Origin of the sequence: Pseudoalteromonas sp. XMcav1-K (genome assembly GCF_044005875.1) — a bacterium.
GTDB lineage: Bacteria > Pseudomonadota > Gammaproteobacteria > Enterobacterales > Alteromonadaceae > Pseudoalteromonas > Pseudoalteromonas spongiae.
Map to the genome: position 1 here is coordinate 353488 of NZ_JBIPJE010000045.1, position 16630 is coordinate 370117.

Genomic DNA, 16630 nt, shown 5'->3' on the forward strand with positions numbered 1-16630 from the left:
AATCCGTTCAGAATATGAGAAGTAAACCAACGAGCCATCACTGCTGTCGTTTCATTAATACAGTGTAAAACACAATGCATATTCAAAGAAGAAAAAATTGTTCTGATTTAAAACAACTTCTTAACATTACAAAACGAACTTTAAAGCAAAGCCAAACCCGTAACAAGCTGAAATAGCTAATTATTAACGATAAAAAACATATTACGAAATAGTCCTTTTATCGTATCAAGTACTTTAAAGCTAACCTATACTTACCAAGTCCGATCTTGTCCTGACAATATAACTATATATACGCCTTTCATTTATAATAGCCCGTATTGGCCTAAGTGCGCGTATTTTGGCCATAAAACACAACAAAACATACATATTTAACCGACAACCAAGTAAACCCCGTTTAAATTATGAAGTTCTTCACCTGTTTAAGTGCTTTTAAATCGCTAACTTTGTGCTAATACAGGCTGTGTTAAGGCCCTCTGGGTTACACCTTACTCAATCAGTAAATAGTTATTTTTAAGCGCTTTTATACAGGTACTGTAACCAAGCGCAATCATCTCAGCGGCTTTATCAAACTCTAATGTGCCACAGGCATTACGGCTAATCTCAACCAGTACATCAGGCGGATATGCCGCTAATTTAGCAGCAGCTAAGTGAGACTGCATGGCATCAAATGCTTTATCAGCTACTTCGTACGCCCCCAGTTTATTCACCTCTTTTTCTTCTTTATCAAATCGCAATGAATCAATAAAACGTGAAATTGGGGATGTATCATCATGGGTTTCGACCTTTTCGATGGGCTCTGGTGGTGTTGCTTTTTCACTGCCTAAATTAACCGCTATTTTATAATCACTGTCATCATTAAATGTAGGCGCAATCGGCACAGGATTTAGCACCCCACCATCAATTAAAATTCTATTATTGGTTTCAATCGGTGTAAAAAACAAAGGAAGTGAAATCGATGCGCGGATCGCGTCGAATAATGACCCCGAATTTAGCCATACTTCTTTACCGTTTAAAATATCAGACGCAACAGCCGTGTAGCTAATTGGTAACTCGGCAATCGTAATATCCCCTACCATTTTCTTTAAGGTGTTGATTATTTTGTCGCCCTTTACCAACCCATTATTGCCCCACGCTAAATCAAGCAATGACACAATATCGTATTTGTCTATTTCTAAAATCCATTTCTCAAATTCAGGCAACTTACCTGCCGCATAAATACCACCGATTAAAGCACCAATTGAACACCCTGATATGGAACAAATTTCAAAGTTGTGCTGTTCTAGCGCTTTAATTACTCCGATATGCGCAAGCCCACGTGCACCGCCACTGCCTAAAATAAGTGAAATGCGTTTTTTCATCGTATTTATCTAATTTTAATGAATTTTTACTATTAATACATAAGATTACATACCGAAACAATAAGATCAGTTAAACTTATTAGCTGGGTTAAAAATCGATACCGTCACATCAACTCATTTTGGAATAAGCGCATGAATACACTGCTGTCTAACGTCTCAGTTCGTAACAAAATAAATATCATCTCTGGCGCACTGCTATTTGCCTTAATATTGTTTGCGAGTTTTGAGATCTATAAGCTCAATTCAATCAAATCGAGCTTTGAGCAGTACAGCCGTGTCGCGGTTAAGTTAGAAGTGACTACACTCAAAATTAATCGCGATGTAAACTACGTATCGCGCATTAATCGCAGCATTATGCTTGGTGACGATTATCAATCAAACCTTGCTAAAATGCGTGAACGTATCAAGGATATTCAATCGCATTTTTCACAGCTAAATTCATTAGCCCTTAACGACAACACCGAACAAAAAGAGCTCAAGCAACTGATTGTTAAATCACAATCATCCACCGAAACATTTTTATCAAAAAGTCTTCAGCTGGTTCAAACGCTCTCATCGACATCGACAAAAGCAGAACTTGAACAAGCATGGCAAACGTATAAACGTGATTACAGCCCTGTTGCTGCAAAATCTCGCGAAGACTTTGCCGCGCTTAACCGCAAAATGAATCAAGAAAGAGAAGTCATTTTTCAGGCAACGACCAACGATATTGACTCATCGATTTCCGTTAGTATTTATTTTGCTGTGGTTGCTGCTTTAGTTGCGGCAATATTAAGTTGGCTTGTCACAAACAATATTATTGCCCCGCTTAATACGTTGCGAAATTCCATTAATGATATTGCAAAGAGCAACGATTTGACGAAACGCACCCAAGTTAAATCGAACGATGAACTCGGCGTAGTGAGCCATGCATTTGATACGTTAATTGATAATTTCCACGGCACATTACAACAGGTGGTTAACGCCAGTGAACAGGTACATCAGGCGTCTAACATGCTGGCCCAGTCAAGTGAAAATACTAGCTCGTTAATAAGCGAACAACGCCAAGAAACCGATATGGTTGCGACTGCAATGAACGAAATGGCGATCACCGCTAACGAAGTCTCTCGCAACGCCGCCGACACAGCGACAGGGGCGATGGATGCAAACACTCAAGCGTCCAGCGGACAACACGTTGTTGGGTCAACAGTCACCAGCATCGATAAGCTTGCACAACAAATCGATACGGCTTCACTCTCGGTTGATAAACTATCAAACGATAGCCAAGAAATTGGCCGCGTACTCGATGTTATTCGCGGCATTGCGGAACAAACCAATCTACTTGCGCTAAACGCAGCAATAGAAGCGGCCCGAGCTGGTGAGCAAGGCCGCGGTTTTGCTGTGGTAGCAGATGAAGTGCGCTCGCTGGCATCACGTACCGAAAGTTCAATTCAAGAAATTCATCAAATGATTGAAAGCTTGCAAAATGGCAGTAAAGACGCCGTCGCATTAATGCTGCAAAGTAAGCAACAAGCAGAAGACAGTGTAAACAATGCAACACAGGCAGGTGAAGCACTTGATTTGATCACCACTGCGGTGGCAAAAATAAACGATATGGCGGCGCAAATTGCAACCGCTGCAGAAGAGCAAACCAGTGTTAATGAAGAGATAAATCGCAATGTAGTGAATATTTCTACTATCTCAGACAACACCTCGCAAGAGGCCGCAAACACCAGCAGTGCAAGTACTGAACTCGCCGCACTTGCCAGCGAATTAAAGAACCAAGTATCGCAGTTCAAAGTGTAACGCATTAAAAGTGTAACGCGATTAGCTACGCAGCGTATGCCTATAGCGATAAGCATAGGCACACTTGATATCAGTGAATATTGATACTTAAATTAATAACCGAGCCCCAAATTGTATACAATTTAAATCTCGGTTATTATGTCTGTTATTTCGATCGTTTAAAATGAGTTCGCTATGTCATTAAACTCCCTTGCCGAGCAATACGTAAAGCTTGTACTGGCAATTGGCCTTCATCACCCACATTATGTTGACGCTTACTATGGCCCAAGTCACTGGCAACCAACCATCAAAGAGCCGCTTGAAGCTATTCAACAGCAAGTTACAGAGCTTGTAGATAGCTTAAAAAATACAACACCAAATGAAAGCGAAACACTCAGACATACATTTTTATTAAAGCAAAATGAATCAATACTAACCTTTATAAATGTAATTTCGGGCAACGCACCGAAATTCGATGATGAGTCGCTTGCGTTATACGATGCCATTTCGCCCAATAAGACGGAGACTGAGTTTGATGAAGTCTTGTTAGAACTTGAAAACTTGGTGCCAGGTGACGGTAGTTTAAGCGAACGCATGGTGGCATTTAATGCACAATTTGAAATCCCCAAAAACAAACTCGATGACGTATTTAAAGCCGCAGTAGCGCGTTCACGGGAGATTACCAAACAATTTATTCCCCTTGCAGATAACGAAAATTTTCAGCTGGAATATGTAACTAACCAAATTTGGAGTGGCTATAACTGGTATAAAGGCGATAACTTTAGCTTGATTCAAATGAATACCGACTTCCCTATTTATATTTCACGCGCGGTCGATTTAGCCGCCCATGAAGGCTATCCCGGCCACCATGTGTTTAACTCTCTAATGGAAAAGCACCTAGTGAATGAAAAAGGCTGGATGGAATATTGTGTTTATCCATTATTTTCCCCGATGTCACTGCTTGCCGAAGGCTCGGCTAACTATGGCATAGAAGTGGTTTTCCCAAAGCCTGAACGCATGGTCTTTGAAAAAGAAGTGCTCTTCGTGCTTGCCGGTCTCGATGTCTCACAAGCTGAGCGCTACTATCAAGTACAAGCGCTCATACAAAAACTCTCTTATGCTGACAACATGGTTGCTAAACGCTTACTTGATGGCGAAATTTCAGAGCAACTCGCAGTCGAGTTATTGGTTAAATACACCTTAGTGAGTAAAGCGCGTGCAACACAGCGATTAGGGTTTATTAAAGCAAACCGCGCCTATGTGCTTAATTACAACCTCGGCCAAGATATCGTTAAAGCCTACATTGAAAAACATGCCAATATGCAAGATAAAAACTCTGTTTGGCAGGTGTTTGCCGATTTATTAGCAAACCCAAGGCCCGCGAGTTTATTGGTATAACAAATCTAATAAGGCTTTTTTTGCTGTTTAACTTTGCTGTAAGCCTCTAAAAAAATTCCTAACAAGCAGTTACAATTATTATTTTTTGTAGCTGCTTTATTTTATCTATTTAAAATCAATGTATTGAATAACCTGAGCTAGGAATAACAAATTACTTTCTAGTAGCTACTTTTACTTATTACTACGTTAAATTTGTTTGCAATAGACTCGCTATTGACGCACAAATTTGCCTTGTTACTGTGAAAAATTATCAAGCTAGAAGGCTTAAAATAAAAAATATATGTATTAAAAATTGTTAGTTAACTTCTTATCCCAAGTTCAGGTTAAATAAAAAACCCAGTCGATTTTCTATTTTTCACACAAGCGTAACCGATTTGTAAAAAACCCTCGTTAGACTGTTTTTCAGTTTCTGGTCTAGACCATAATAATTTTACTAACTGAGAAGCCTTAACATGAAAAATATATCGCGTATTGCCGCCAGTATACTGCTGATAACAAGCCCCCACATTCTTGCCGCCGAAGCAAAACTGACAGGCGTTGTAAAAGATCAACATGCAACACTGCCAGGTGCCATGGTGAAAGTAGTTGGTACTAATAACAGTGCCGTTACCGACTTTAATGGCCGCTTTGAACTTCCTAAATTAACACCAGGTACGTATCAACTGGAAGTTAATTACATGGGTTACCAAACAAAGTTACTGAGCGTTTCTGTTAAAGATGATGAAATGAAAGTACTTGAAACCATTTTCCTCAATGCAAACAACACCAACAATGAAATTGAAGAAGTGGTTGCGATTGGTCAAATTCAACGTGGCGAAATGGCCGCAGCTAACAGCCAAAAAAATGCCAGCAATATTATCAATGTGATATCGAGTGACGGCATTGGCAAATTACCAGACCGAAATGCAGCAGAAGCAGTACAGCGTATTCCGGGTATTTCCATTGAGCGCGACCAAGGGGAAGGCCGTTTTGTTGCTGTACGCGGTTTACCATCACAATGGAGCTCAGCATCAATAAATGGTAATCGCTTACCAACCGCTGAAGAAGAAACCACCAGCCGTGCTACTGCATTTGATTTTTTCCCAAGTGAGCTTATTGAATTTGTTGAAGTATCAAAAGCCATCACACCGGATATGGAAGGTGATGCAATTGGTGGTAACGTTAATTTCATCACCAAAAAAGCCCCTGACGAATTTACCTTAAATACTAATATCGCGCTGGGTGCAAATGAACTTGCCGAAGGCACTAACTACTCTGCGAGTGTGCTATATGGCGACCGTGTAGCCGATGACAAACTCGGTTATCTAATTAATGCCACTGCATGGAAACGTGATTGGGCAACGGATAACTTTGAACCTCGTCGCGGGAATGATGGTATTGGTATTCGTCGTTTAGAGCTTCGAGACTACACAGGCACACGCGAAACCTACGGTTTAAATGGCTCTTTAGAGTACACCTTAGATCAGGGTAAAGTTAGCGCCAGCGCAATGTACGGCACCTTAATCGACGATGAAACCCATTACAAACACCGTATGCGTTTTGACAAAGACCGCGTTGAAGTGCAACACATTCGCAATGAACTTATCACCGAAATGCGTGGCGGTGAGCTTGCTGGTGAACATTATTTTGGCTTTGATAAAACACTTTCTTGGTCACTCTCAAGTTACGAAAATGAGTTCCGCTATGGCGATATGCCAAATGGTGAAGACAATAGTTACTTTGTCGTGCGTTTTGACCAAAAGAACGTTGGCTATGTTGGACTTGAAGACCGTGGCACAGGTAAAAACTATGCCTACAACGAAGTGGACGGCGGCAGCGACCCATGGAATGCCATCAGTAACCACTTGCCAAATGGCTTTCAAATGTCACCGAGCGATACCAAGCTTGCATGGGTAGAGCTCTACAAAGTATTCGTTAATGAAAAAGACAAAATCGTTTTCAGCAGTGATTTTGACTGGCAACTTGATAACAGCTTATTACTTAAATTCGGTGTGAAGTACCGTGATAAAGAACGCGTTGCCGAATTTGCTGATGAATTTTACGCATGGGATAGTGAGAACTATGGCGATGCGCCTACGCTTGCTGACTTTGCGTTAAGCGACCAACCAGGTCGAAATGATTACTTAAACGAACTCAGCATTGATTACGCTAGCCAGTTCTCACAAGTGGCTTCCACGGATGCGCTAGCACAGTTTTGGACACAAAACCGCAATAAATTTAAGCTCGATGCTGGTGAATCAGCGCTTATTTCAAATGGTGGCGCCCTTGGTCGTAACTTTGATGTAAACGAGCAACACGCCAGTATTTATGGTATGGCAACATGGCAAGCTAATGAACAAATCGAAGTACTTGGTGGCCTGCGTTTAACCCAAACCGATACCGAAGTATCGGGCTTTACCTATCTTGCCGATCAAGACAAAGTGGTTGAAAGTAAGGCCGAGAATGATTATCTCTCTGTGCTGCCATCGCTCCATATCACATATAAAATGAGTGATATGACCAATTGGCGTTTAGCACTCACACGCACCTTTGCCCGTCCGGATTTTGGCTCATTATCGCCAGGTGCAACTTACCTAGAAGCAGATAACCAACTGTTTTCAGGTAACCCAGAACTGGATCCAACCTATTCAAACAACATTGATGTTATGTTTGAGCATTACTTTGACCGCCTTGGCTTAGTGTCAGCCGGTGTGTTCTATAAAGATATTGAAGATCCTATTTTCCAAAGCAGTTCCATTGGCAGTTACAACGGCCGTGAAGGCGTTAATTTAATTCGCCCAGAAAATGGCGACAACGCATCATTAGTGGGATTAGAACTTGCCTTTAATCGTGATTTTGGTTTTATCGCGCCAAGCCTTGAGAACTTTGGGGTAATGGCAAATGCGACCTTTATGGATTCTGAAATGACCATCCCAGAGCGCGATGACGTTGTTAGCATCCCTCGCCAAGCCGATGAATTATTTAACATTACCCTTTACTACGATAACACCTTCTTTGCTGCGCGTTTAGCTGTGAACCACAAAGGTGAGTACGTTGAAGAGCACGGCAGTGATAAACAAAGTGACAGTTACTACGGTGACTATACCAGCGTTGATTTCACTACTTCGTATCAAATTAATGACGATGCCATGGTTTACCTTGAGCTTAATAACTTAACGAACGAACCCTTAATGTATTACCAAGGTCAGCAAGGTCGCCCATTGCAAGTCGAATATTACGGTATTCGCGGCATGCTCGGCCTTAATTATCGTTTCTAACGAAGTTTTAACGAATGTTCTAACGAACGTTTTTAACGCGAACAAGCTAACAGGGGTAAGGGTGCATCACATGGCAAACTTGACCCCTTTGGTTACACATTAAGTTCACATAACACTATCACAATGGGTTCCCGAAACAATTGCCCTAAATTAACACTGATTTGTTGATAGTACCGAGGTTGCAAAGCACCTGCTTTGCACCCTTTTTCAAACGCAGTCGAGACGTATTATGTTGTTTAAAAATGCTAACTGGTTACAAAAGACACAAGGCCCCGCGTTCGTATTATTCGCAGCCTCCGCAGCCTTTATGACTTATTTTTGTATGTATGCATTTCGAAAGCCATTTGCCGCATCAAGCTATCTTGCATTTGAGCAAGAAAACTGGCTTGTAAGCTTTAAAGTGGCGCTGGTATTAAGCCAAGTATTTGGTTACATGCTAGCAAAATTTATCGGCGTAAAAGTGATTTCCGAAATGCAATCTAAGCAGCGAGCTAACGCCATCATTTTGATGATCTTAGGCGCAGAGCTCTCGCTGGTGTTATTTGCACTATTGCCAATTGGCCTTAACATTATTTGCCTATTTTTTAATGGTTTATCTCTTGGCATGATTTGGGGGGTCGTCTTTAGTTATTTAGAAGGTAGACGCACTACTGAAATCCTCGGTGCCATTTTAAGTATCACCTTTATTTTATCATCCGGTGTTGTGAAAACTGTTGGCCGCTATATTACCAACAACCTAGGCATTTCTGAGTTATGGATGCCTGCCCTAACTGGCCTACTCTTTTTACCCTTATTGCTGCTCAGTGTTGTGTGTTTAAACGCCATTCCAAAACCTGATCAAAGCGATATTGCTGCAAGGCAAAAACGCACACCAATGGATGGCAAAGCGCGGTTTAATTTCTTTAAACAATATTGGTTTGGTATTACAGCGCTCGTTTTAAGCTTTTTACTTTTCACAGGCTTTCGTGACTTTTTAGATAATTTTCAAGCAGAACTGTGGATGGCGTTAGGTTATGGTGAAGAACCAACCATTTTTGCTTACGCAGGCATTCGCATTTCATTTATCGTGCTGATTGCCCTTGCCATGATGGTACTGATTAAAAACAACAAAACCGCGTTTTTAGTCAATCATGGTTTTATCTTATTTGGCACATTGTTACTCGGTGCGAGTACCTATGGCTTTGAATTAGGCATCTTAGATGCTAAAGCCTGGATGGTGTTACTTGGCGCAGGGCTTTATATCGCGTATATCCCCTACAACTGCTTTTTATTCGACCGCATGATTGCCGCCGTGGGCGGTGTTGCCAATGTGGGTTTTCTACTCTATTTAGCTGATTCAGCTGGGTATATCGGCTCGGTCAGTATTTTGCTGTACCGCACTTTTGCCGAACCAGAGTTGTCATGGCTGAGCTACTTTATTGCTACCAGTTACTGGATCTGTGCAGTTGCAAGTGTATTGGTCATCAGCTCCCTTTGCTACTTCAGCATTATTTTATCTAACAAATACACCTCTAAACGAGCACTTAATGCTAAGTCGCTCGCACCAACTCATTAAGGACTATTTATGAAACAAGTAGAAGCGCTTATTCTCGACTGGGCAGGCACCGTTGTTGACTATGGCTCAATCGCACCCACTACCATCTTTGTTGAAGCGTTTAAATCGGCTTATGATTTTGACATCACGCTCGAAGAAGCACGAATTCCAATGGGCATGGGCAAATGGGATCATATCGAATCACTTGGCAAGCTCGACACTGTTAATCGCCGTTGGTGCGAACAGTTTGGTTCGGCAATGACCACCGAGCAAATTGACCATATTTACCAAACCTTTATGCCGCTGCAAAAAGCCAAAGTTGCAGAACGTTCAGCCCCTATCGAAGGCGTGCTACCAGTGATACAACGCTTACAAGCAAAAGGAGTTAAAATCGGTAGCTGTTCAGGCTACCCGCGCGAAGTAATGACCGAACTTGAAATTGCCGCAGCTGAGCACGGCTATCGCCCTGATTACTGTGTGGCAAGTGACGAGTTAACAGCGGGCTCTCGCCCTGGTCCTTGGATGGCATTAGAAAATGTTAACAAGCTGGCAATTAGTTCTGTCAATCACTGTGTAAAAGTTGATGACTCAGTTCCCGGTATTTTGGAAGGGTTAAATGCAGGCATGTGGACAATCGGAGTGGCACTTACGGGCAACGCTGTAGGCAAAAGTGAAGAAGAGTGGCAAGCATTATCAACAAGTGAACAAAGCGATTTATCACGCGAAGCATATACCCAATTATCAAGCGCAGGTGCTCATTTCGTAATTAATAGCTTAGCCGATATTGAACCGGTACTTTTTGAGATTAATGCACGATTAGCAAGAGGCGAACGCCCTTAATGACGTATCAACCCTTTTGGTTTGATCAAGCAATGGCTGAAGAAACAACCTTTGTTTCTTCAGCCAGTATTGATGAAAACCCTTATGACATTGCGATTATTGGTGGCGGATTTACTGGACTTTGGACGGCAATCACTATTAAACAACGCGCGCCAAACACCCGTATTGTGATCCTTGAAAAAGATTTATGTGGCCAAGGGGCTTCGGGTCGCAATGGCGGTGCCATGCTGACGTGGTCAACCAAGTATTTAAGTTTGAAAAAACGCTTTGGTGAGTCACACGCCAAGTGGCTAGTGCAACAATCTGAAAACGCCGTTCATGCAATATCCCAATTTGCAAAAGAACATAATATTGACTGTGATTTACGTGTCGATGGCTGTTATATCAGCGCGTCTAATGCTGCGCAACAAGGTGTGCTTACACCCTGTCTTAATGCCCTTGACGCTGTTTCACTTAATCAATGGCAAGTAGTAAATAAAGAACAGCTGAAACACACGGGCTCAGGTCAGAATCAACACGCGGTCTTTTCACCTCACGCTGGCAGTGTGCAACCAGCTAAACTGGTTCGCGGGCTACGCCGTATTGCCATTGAAATGGGCATAGTGATAAGTGAATCTAGCCGTTATGTTTCCCACGCAAAGATAAACGCACCAAAAAACGAGACTATTAGCGTTTGTTATAGTAATAAAACTCAGTCAATAAAAACCCTTAAAACTGAAAAATTGTTATTTGCCGTCAATGCCTGGTTACCAAAGTTAATGCCGCAATTTTCGCGAAATGTTGTGTTGGTATCATCCGATATGGTGATTACTAAGCCGATGCCTGAAAGGCTAAAAGCACTTAACCTTACCCATGGGGCAACAGTGATCGATTCGCGTATATTTGTGAATTATTACCGCACAACAATTGACGGCCGTTTAATGCTCGGTAAAGGCGGTAACTATTTTAGTTTTGCCAATCAGGTGAGTGATAAATTCAACGCACCCAGCCAATATCAAGCTGAGCTACAACACTCACTTAATTATTTCTTTGGCGATCATGGCTTTGAAATTGAGCGCACCTGGACAGGTCCATCGGATCGCAGCGTAAGCGGTTTTCCATTTTTCCAAGAGACCGATAAAAATGTGGTGGTTGCAGCAGGTTACTCGGGTAATGGTGTGGTGCAATCGTATTTAGGCGGGCAAATTCTCGCGTCTATGCTATTAAATACGCACGATGAATGGCAAAGGTGTGGCCTTGTAAACCAAAAGCTTGAACGTTTTCCCATCGAGCCCTTTCGCACACTTGGCGCTTATGTCATTCGCAACGGCATCAGGCGAAAAGAGCGCGCGGAAGATAATAATTTAGCACCATCTAAACTCGATAATTTCTTAGCTAAGCTTTCTGGTGCTGCTGCAAAGGCAGATACAAATTAACGCGCGATTCATACGCTTGACATATTTCTTAGGCCTAATAGCATAGGCCTCGTTTTCTGCAGATTTTAAAAGCCGCTTTCTATGTTGCTATATCAAAAAATACAAAAGTATATTCAAACACATATCGCCAGTGGCGAACTTGTTATTGGTGATAAACTGCCATCAGAGCGCACACTGCAAGAACACTTTAATTCTACTCGTATTACTGTGCGTGAAGCATTAAACCGCCTTGAAGCACAAGGCTTAATTTACAGCCAAAAACGTCGCGGCTGGTTTGTTACACCCAATAAACTTAAGTGGCGACCTGCTACTAAGGTTAATTTTTATCAATTAGCGCAAGAGCAAGGCTTTACGCCAAACACCCATGTATTGAGTATCGAGAAACAAGAAAATGTGTCGCTTAACCAGCACTTTAGTGGGAATACGTTATATAAAATCGAGCGTGTTCGCAGCCTTGATGGCCGACCCATTATGTTTGAGCAGATTAACTGCGATGCCAGCCGTTTTGATGATTTAGAATCACAACCGCTCAATGGCTCAATCACCACGATTATGACCTCTCATTATCATGTGGATATTAACAACGAAGAATGCGTAATAAGTGTTACCGTTCTGCCCGATGATGTTGCCAAAAGCCTTGAAAAAAATAGCGGCGCGCCGTGTTTAAAAGTGATTCGTCAGCGTTATGAATCAAGTGGTATTTTAATCGATTACAACATTGAATACTGGCTGCATGATGCCATTGAAATGATAGTGATTGGCCAATAAAAACTAACGCGTAGGGCTGAAGTTTCTTATATTTTTCATTAATTTCTGAGCGCTAACATTTTAACTATGCTGGATTTTTACTAAACTCAGAGCATTAATTGTACAGCGGCAGAATGAATGAGTATTAGTTACCAAGAAGCAGTGGGTGTGAGTACCACCATAGAGATCATCGCCTGTATTTTCGCGTTATTTATTTTACGCTCGGTGATGAAAGACAACAAAGAAACCCCCTATCTTTTTGGCTACTTTATTAGCTCTTTGTTGTTTTTTTATTTTTTAAATGAGCCCCCTTTTGAAATAATAAATACAGGTTGGTACTTAGAGGACTTATTTGGCACGATAACGTCTGTACTTTTTGGCCTAACCATCTGTAAAAAAAGCGGTAATCACTTTCTTAGCCGCCTTCTGATTGCTTCTTTTATCCTGTTTACATGTGTACTGATGTTTAATGAAAGTCATGTCTTTTATACCATGTCGTTTTCGGCTTTTTGCCTTTGTATTTCACTGATAAGCCTAGTAAGAGCGGAAAATCCCAACCAGGCAGATAAAGGATTAGCAATCTTTCTAGGGATATCGCTGATAGTGATATTTTATGAGCTCTATAATCTTCCCAGTGGTATTAGTCGCCGCGAATATTTTGAAACAGACTTTTATTATCCACTTGTTTATTTCTCATCGCTTATTTTGGTTCTGACGGTGTTTATATTCACCAGCCAACTGATCAACCTCAAATTAAAATACAAAGCCTTAGCAACACAAGACGCATTAACGGGATTATATAATCGCACAGCGGTTTACAATCTTGTTAATAATCAACTGGCATTAGCCAAACGCAATAAGCAAACATGCTCGGTGTTAATGTTAGATATTGATCACTTTAAACAAGTAAATGATCAACATGGTCATCAACAAGGAGATGATGCAATTAAGCTTGTGGCACAGCAAATACAATACTGCACGCGTGAATACGACATTAGTTGCCGTTATGGCGGTGAAGAGTTTTTTATTTTTTTAACCAATACTGACAGTAATCTTGGCTTTCAAATTGCCGAACGCATTCGTGGATCGGTGACGGAACACTCAAAAGATAAAGCCTACGGGCCGTTAACCATTAGTGTTGGATTAACACAGTTTAATGAAGCCGTGTCTTTGGATGATAATATTGCACAAGCTGATAAAGCCTTGTATCAGTCTAAACAAGCTGGACGTAACCAAACAACCATTAACTAACAAAACAAAAGGCAATAACCTTAGCTATCACCTTTAGCTTATCAACAATTCTATCTTAAGCTTCTAACCAAAATCGGCTGCGCTTTATTGCACTAAGTAATCGCGTTATATCGTCAGGGTAAATTTCGCCAATATTACCAATGCGAAAACAATCAGCATCTGATACTTTACCCGGATAAATTACAAACCCTTGCTCTTTTAACGCACTGTAAAACAAAGCAAAATTGTATTTATTACTGGTTGGTGAATAGAACGAGGTGATAATCGGCGAATGCAGCTCTTTCGCTAGCAAGGTCTCAAATCCAAGTGCGTGCATACCATCAACTAAACGCTGTTGATTTTCTTTATAACGGTTATAGCGCGCTTTAACACCGCCTTCCTCTTCTAATTCCAAAAGCGCCTGATAGAAAGCTCTTACCACATGAGTCGGCGACGTGAAACGCCACTTACCGTTATGATCTTCCATGGTTTTCCACTGCGCGTACAAATCTAAGCTAAGCGAGCGTGCAATGCCTTGGCACTTTTCAATAATTGCTTTTTTAACAATCACAAAGCCAAACCCCGGTACACCTTGAATACATTTATTAGCAGAGCTTATAAGCACATCTATGTTAAGTTCAGCCATATCAAGCTCAATACCACCAAAGCTGCTCATTGCATCTAATATAAAGGTTTTATGGTACTTTTTAGCAAGCGCGCCCATTTCTGCAACGGGGTTAAGCATGCCCGTGGTGGTTTCGCAGTGCACCATTGCAATATGAGTAATATCACTGTGCGCTTGTAACTGCTCTTCAACCTCAGCCATATTTGGTAACTGGGTTTCATCTAAATTTACTACCTGCGCATTAATATTTAAGTAATTTGCAATTTCGGCGATACGCTTACCATAAGCACCATTGTTAATAATGAGCAGTTTATCGGTGTTTTTAATTAAACTACCAAGTGCTGATTCAACACTAGCGGTACCACTTCCTTGCATTAAAACACTCGTAAAATCATCAGTATTACTTGCAAGTGCTGTGAGTTTAGCGCGGATCGCCTGCACAATCTCAATGTTATAGTCGTCATCCCAGGTACACCAATCTTTAAGCATTGCTTGCTTTACTGTATTACTGGTTGAGAGTGGGCCCGGCGTCAATAACAAGTATTCATTCATTTCATCTTTTCCAATCTGGTATAGTCCAGATTATTTAAGCATAAATAATGGCCTTGAATTATGAAACTTCAATGACAAATAACGGTTCGGGATAAACCTTAGATAGGAGTTATTCGGCTTTTAATGGTACAAACTGTCCATTAGTCAGTGATAAAAGATCACTTGGTTGAAGTTCAATCTCCAAACCGCGACGACCGGCGCTCACATAAATAGTGGATTGTGCTTTAGCTGAGTCATCAAGCAGGGTTTTAAGACGTTTCTTTTGTCCTAGTGGGCTTACGCCGCCAAGTACATAACCGGTTGAACGCTCAACATCGAGCGGTTCGGCCATTTTGGCTTTTTTTGCTTTACTCGCATTGGCCACAGCTTTTAGATTTAATTTTCGATCGACAGGAATAATCGCGACAACCAGCTCACCATTATCTAAGCTTGCTACCAGCGTTTTAAACACAGTGGCCGCAGATACGCCAAGCTTTTCACTGGCTTCTAACCCGAAAGATGCAACACTGCTGTCGTGTTCATACTGGTGTACGGAGAAATCTATCTTCGCTTTTTCTGCTGTTTTAATTGCTGGCGTCATGATTTTGCTCATAAAACTAAGATGTTATAAGCAGCTTACATAAGCCAATTCAAAAGCAAAAGCACTTTTAATGTGAAAATAGTGCGACCGTAAAAGTATTCATGTCCAACAAAAAATAGTTCAGGTCGCACTAGGGAGGGTTGATACGGGGTTATCCTGTGAATCTGGCGAATTCTTGTGGACTTAATTCGCCATTATTATCACGGTCTAAATGTGTAAATTGTTCAAGTAGTGCGTGATTGCGTTTCGCCTCGTCTACGCTGATGGTACCGCTGTTGTCAGAATCGAACAAAGCAAACTCTTCATCTGCAACGGCTTTTACGGTGGCAAATAACATTACATACATTGAGATTGCGATAACTAAGGCTTTTTTCATTTCACTTCACTACTTGATTTAATAAAAAAAGTTGGACTCACTCGGCATACTGATTGACAAGGAGTTAAGTGAGCCCAACTGTAAAACGGGATATTTAAGAAGCTTTAAACTTATGACGCTTTAAACTTCGAAAATTCCTCTTTGCTTAACTCGCCACTGTTGTCTACATCTAAGTCAGCAAATTGGTGAACTAGCGATACGTTTTGCATTGCTTCGTCTTTGCTGATAGAACCGTTACCGTCTGTATCAAGTGTTGCGAAATCGTCCGCTGCAACTACTGAGAATGAACTTGCGATAACAAATACTGACATTACTAATTTTTTCATTTTAAATTCCTTCATCTTTACTTTGGGTTTGTTACTTAACGTTGGAAAGTAGCGCACTTCCCCTGGTACGGATTAGCCTTTAAATGCTGCAAACTCGTCTTTGCTTAGCTCGCCGTTACCATCAACATCCAGTGTTTTAAATTGCTCTGAAAGTGCTTCATTTTGTGCCGCTTCCTGCTGGCTGATTGCACCATTGCTATCACTATCAAGTGTTGCGAAATCGTCTGCTGCAACTGCTGAGAATGAACTTGCAATAACAAATACTGACATTACTAATTTTTTCATTTGGAACTTCCTTTCATTTTAACTTTGAATATCTAAACTGATTGGAAAGTAGCGCACTTCCCTATTATTAAGTGGTAAGGCGTTTATTAGCCTTCAAATGCTGCAAATTCGTCTTTGCTGATTTGCGCATCTTCGTTTGTGTCTAACTCTTGAAACACTTCAGCTACTTTACTGTTTGCAGCTGCTTCTACTTCAGAAATGAAGCCATCTTTGTTAAGGTCAAGCTCATCAAATAATGTGTTTGCTTGTGTATTAAATGCTGCTACACCAAGTACTGCTGTTAAATATGCAATTGCTCTAATCTTCATGGGTATTTCTCCCTATATTTGGATGTCTGTTAAAT

Annotated in this window: 15 protein-coding genes; 8 read left to right on the plus strand and 7 right to left on the minus strand. The window is 41.2% G+C overall.

What is annotated here, in order from left to right; genetic code table 11:
* Positions 1-485: 485 nt before the first annotated feature.
* On the minus strand, positions 486-1358 hold the full coding sequence (locus ACHSBP_RS14505; RefSeq protein ID WP_010558943.1) for a patatin-like phospholipase family protein: 873 nt from the start codon (positions 1356-1358) through the stop codon (positions 486-488).
* 132 nt (positions 1359-1490) lie between these two features.
* Here ACHSBP_RS14505 and ACHSBP_RS14510 point away from each other — a divergent pair, with 132 nt between their 5' ends.
* The 8 genes from ACHSBP_RS14510 to ACHSBP_RS14545 all read left to right on the plus strand — a co-directional run bounded on the left by ACHSBP_RS14510 (position 1491) and on the right by ACHSBP_RS14545 (position 13564).
* Entirely contained in the window at positions 1491-3143 is a 1653-nt protein-coding gene (locus tag ACHSBP_RS14510) for a methyl-accepting chemotaxis protein (protein ID WP_395389285.1), read from the plus strand.
* Between the two features lie 174 nt (positions 3144-3317).
* The gene (locus ACHSBP_RS14515) at positions 3318-4520 is read left to right on the plus strand and encodes a hypothetical protein (protein WP_395389287.1); all 1203 of its coding nucleotides are present in this window, start codon (positions 3318-3320) and stop codon (positions 4518-4520) included.
* A gap of 452 nt (positions 4521-4972) precedes the next feature.
* Complete coding sequence (locus ACHSBP_RS14520; protein WP_395389290.1) at positions 4973-7777, plus strand: TonB-dependent receptor; 2805 nt, start codon at positions 4973-4975, stop codon at positions 7775-7777.
* A gap of 307 nt (positions 7778-8084) precedes the next feature.
* Complete coding sequence (locus tag ACHSBP_RS14525) at positions 8085-9332, plus strand: DUF5690 family protein (RefSeq protein WP_395389293.1); 1248 nt, start codon at positions 8085-8087, stop codon at positions 9330-9332.
* A 9-nt stretch (positions 9333-9341) separates the two neighbouring features.
* The gene (gene phnX, locus ACHSBP_RS14530; RefSeq protein ID WP_010558938.1) at positions 9342-10151 is read left to right on the plus strand and encodes a phosphonoacetaldehyde hydrolase; all 810 of its coding nucleotides are present in this window, start codon (positions 9342-9344) and stop codon (positions 10149-10151) included.
* Positions 10151-11566, plus strand: coding sequence for an FAD-dependent oxidoreductase (locus tag ACHSBP_RS14535; RefSeq protein WP_395389296.1), 1416 nt, complete (start codon positions 10151-10153; stop codon positions 11564-11566). Before phnX ends, ACHSBP_RS14535 begins: the two co-directional genes overlap by 1 nt.
* A gap of 81 nt (positions 11567-11647) precedes the next feature.
* A complete protein-coding gene (locus ACHSBP_RS14540; protein ID WP_010558936.1) occupies positions 11648-12334 on the plus strand; it encodes a UTRA domain-containing protein in 687 nt (228 codons plus the stop codon).
* 117 nt (positions 12335-12451) lie between these two features.
* On the plus strand, positions 12452-13564 hold the full coding sequence (locus tag ACHSBP_RS14545; RefSeq protein WP_010558935.1) for a GGDEF domain-containing protein: 1113 nt from the start codon (positions 12452-12454) through the stop codon (positions 13562-13564).
* A 55-nt stretch (positions 13565-13619) separates the two neighbouring features.
* Here ACHSBP_RS14545 and phnW read toward each other — a convergent pair whose 3' ends face one another.
* The 6 genes from phnW to ACHSBP_RS14575 all read right to left on the minus strand — a co-directional run bounded on the left by phnW (position 13620) and on the right by ACHSBP_RS14575 (position 16595).
* Positions 13620-14720, minus strand: coding sequence for a 2-aminoethylphosphonate--pyruvate transaminase (gene phnW / locus ACHSBP_RS14550; protein ID WP_010558934.1), 1101 nt, complete (start codon positions 14718-14720; stop codon positions 13620-13622).
* Positions 14721-14829: 109 nt separating this feature from the next.
* Complete coding sequence (ybaK, locus tag ACHSBP_RS14555) at positions 14830-15300, minus strand: Cys-tRNA(Pro) deacylase (RefSeq protein WP_395389298.1); 471 nt, start codon at positions 15298-15300, stop codon at positions 14830-14832.
* Between the two features lie 151 nt (positions 15301-15451).
* Positions 15452-15676 carry an EF-hand domain-containing protein gene (locus ACHSBP_RS14560; protein WP_010558932.1) on the minus strand — a complete coding sequence of 75 codons (225 nt, stop codon included), beginning with the start codon at positions 15674-15676 and terminating at the stop codon, positions 15452-15454.
* Between the two features lie 110 nt (positions 15677-15786).
* Positions 15787-16002, minus strand: coding sequence for a calmodulin (locus ACHSBP_RS14565; RefSeq protein WP_010558931.1), 216 nt, complete (start codon positions 16000-16002; stop codon positions 15787-15789).
* 72 nt (positions 16003-16074) lie between these two features.
* Complete coding sequence (locus tag ACHSBP_RS14570) at positions 16075-16287, minus strand: calmodulin (RefSeq protein ID WP_010558930.1); 213 nt, start codon at positions 16285-16287, stop codon at positions 16075-16077.
* Positions 16288-16373: 86 nt separating this feature from the next.
* Positions 16374-16595: an EF-hand domain-containing protein gene (locus ACHSBP_RS14575; RefSeq protein WP_010558929.1), complete on the minus strand. Its 222-nt coding sequence runs from the start codon at positions 16593-16595 to the stop codon at positions 16374-16376.
* Between the last annotated feature and the right edge of the window lie 35 nt (positions 16596-16630).

Bases quoted from the DNA above. Each gene is read 5' to 3' on its own strand.
- ACHSBP_RS14570 (WP_010558930.1), bottom strand. From the start codon at position 16,287: ATGAAAAAATTAGTAATGTCAGTATTTGTTATTGCAAGTTCATTCTCA.
- phnW (WP_010558934.1), bottom strand. From the start codon at position 14,720: ATGAATGAATACTTGTTATTGACGCCGGGCCCACTCTCAACCAGTAAT.
- ACHSBP_RS14525 (WP_395389293.1), top strand. From the start codon at position 8,085: ATGACTTATTTTTGTATGTATGCATTTCGAAAGCCATTTGCCGCATCA.
- ybaK (WP_395389298.1), bottom strand. From the start codon at position 15,300: ATGACGCCAGCAATTAAAACAGCAGAAAAAGCGAAGATAGATTTCTCC.
- ACHSBP_RS14540 (WP_010558936.1), top strand. From the start codon at position 11,648: ATGTTGCTATATCAAAAAATACAAAAGTATATTCAAACACATATCGCC.
- ACHSBP_RS14575 (WP_010558929.1), bottom strand. From the start codon at position 16,595: ATGAAGATTAGAGCAATTGCATATTTAACAGCAGTACTTGGTGTAGCA.
- ACHSBP_RS14545 (WP_010558935.1), top strand. From the start codon at position 12,452: ATGAGTATTAGTTACCAAGAAGCAGTGGGTGTGAGTACCACCATAGAG.
- ACHSBP_RS14505 (WP_010558943.1), bottom strand. From the start codon at position 1,358: ATGAAAAAACGCATTTCACTTATTTTAGGCAGTGGCGGTGCACGTGGG.
- ACHSBP_RS14515 (WP_395389287.1), top strand. From the start codon at position 3,318: ATGTCATTAAACTCCCTTGCCGAGCAATACGTAAAGCTTGTACTGGCA.
- ACHSBP_RS14560 (WP_010558932.1), bottom strand. From the start codon at position 15,676: ATGAAAAAAGCCTTAGTTATCGCAATCTCAATGTATGTAATGTTATTT.
- phnX (WP_010558938.1), top strand. From the start codon at position 9,342: ATGAAACAAGTAGAAGCGCTTATTCTCGACTGGGCAGGCACCGTTGTT.
- ACHSBP_RS14535 (WP_395389296.1), top strand. From the start codon at position 10,151: ATGACGTATCAACCCTTTTGGTTTGATCAAGCAATGGCTGAAGAAACA.
- ACHSBP_RS14565 (WP_010558931.1), bottom strand. From the start codon at position 16,002: ATGAAAAAATTAGTAATGTCAGTATTTGTTATCGCAAGTTCATTCTCA.
- ACHSBP_RS14520 (WP_395389290.1), top strand. From the start codon at position 4,973: ATGAAAAATATATCGCGTATTGCCGCCAGTATACTGCTGATAACAAGC.
- ACHSBP_RS14510 (WP_395389285.1), top strand. From the start codon at position 1,491: ATGAATACACTGCTGTCTAACGTCTCAGTTCGTAACAAAATAAATATC.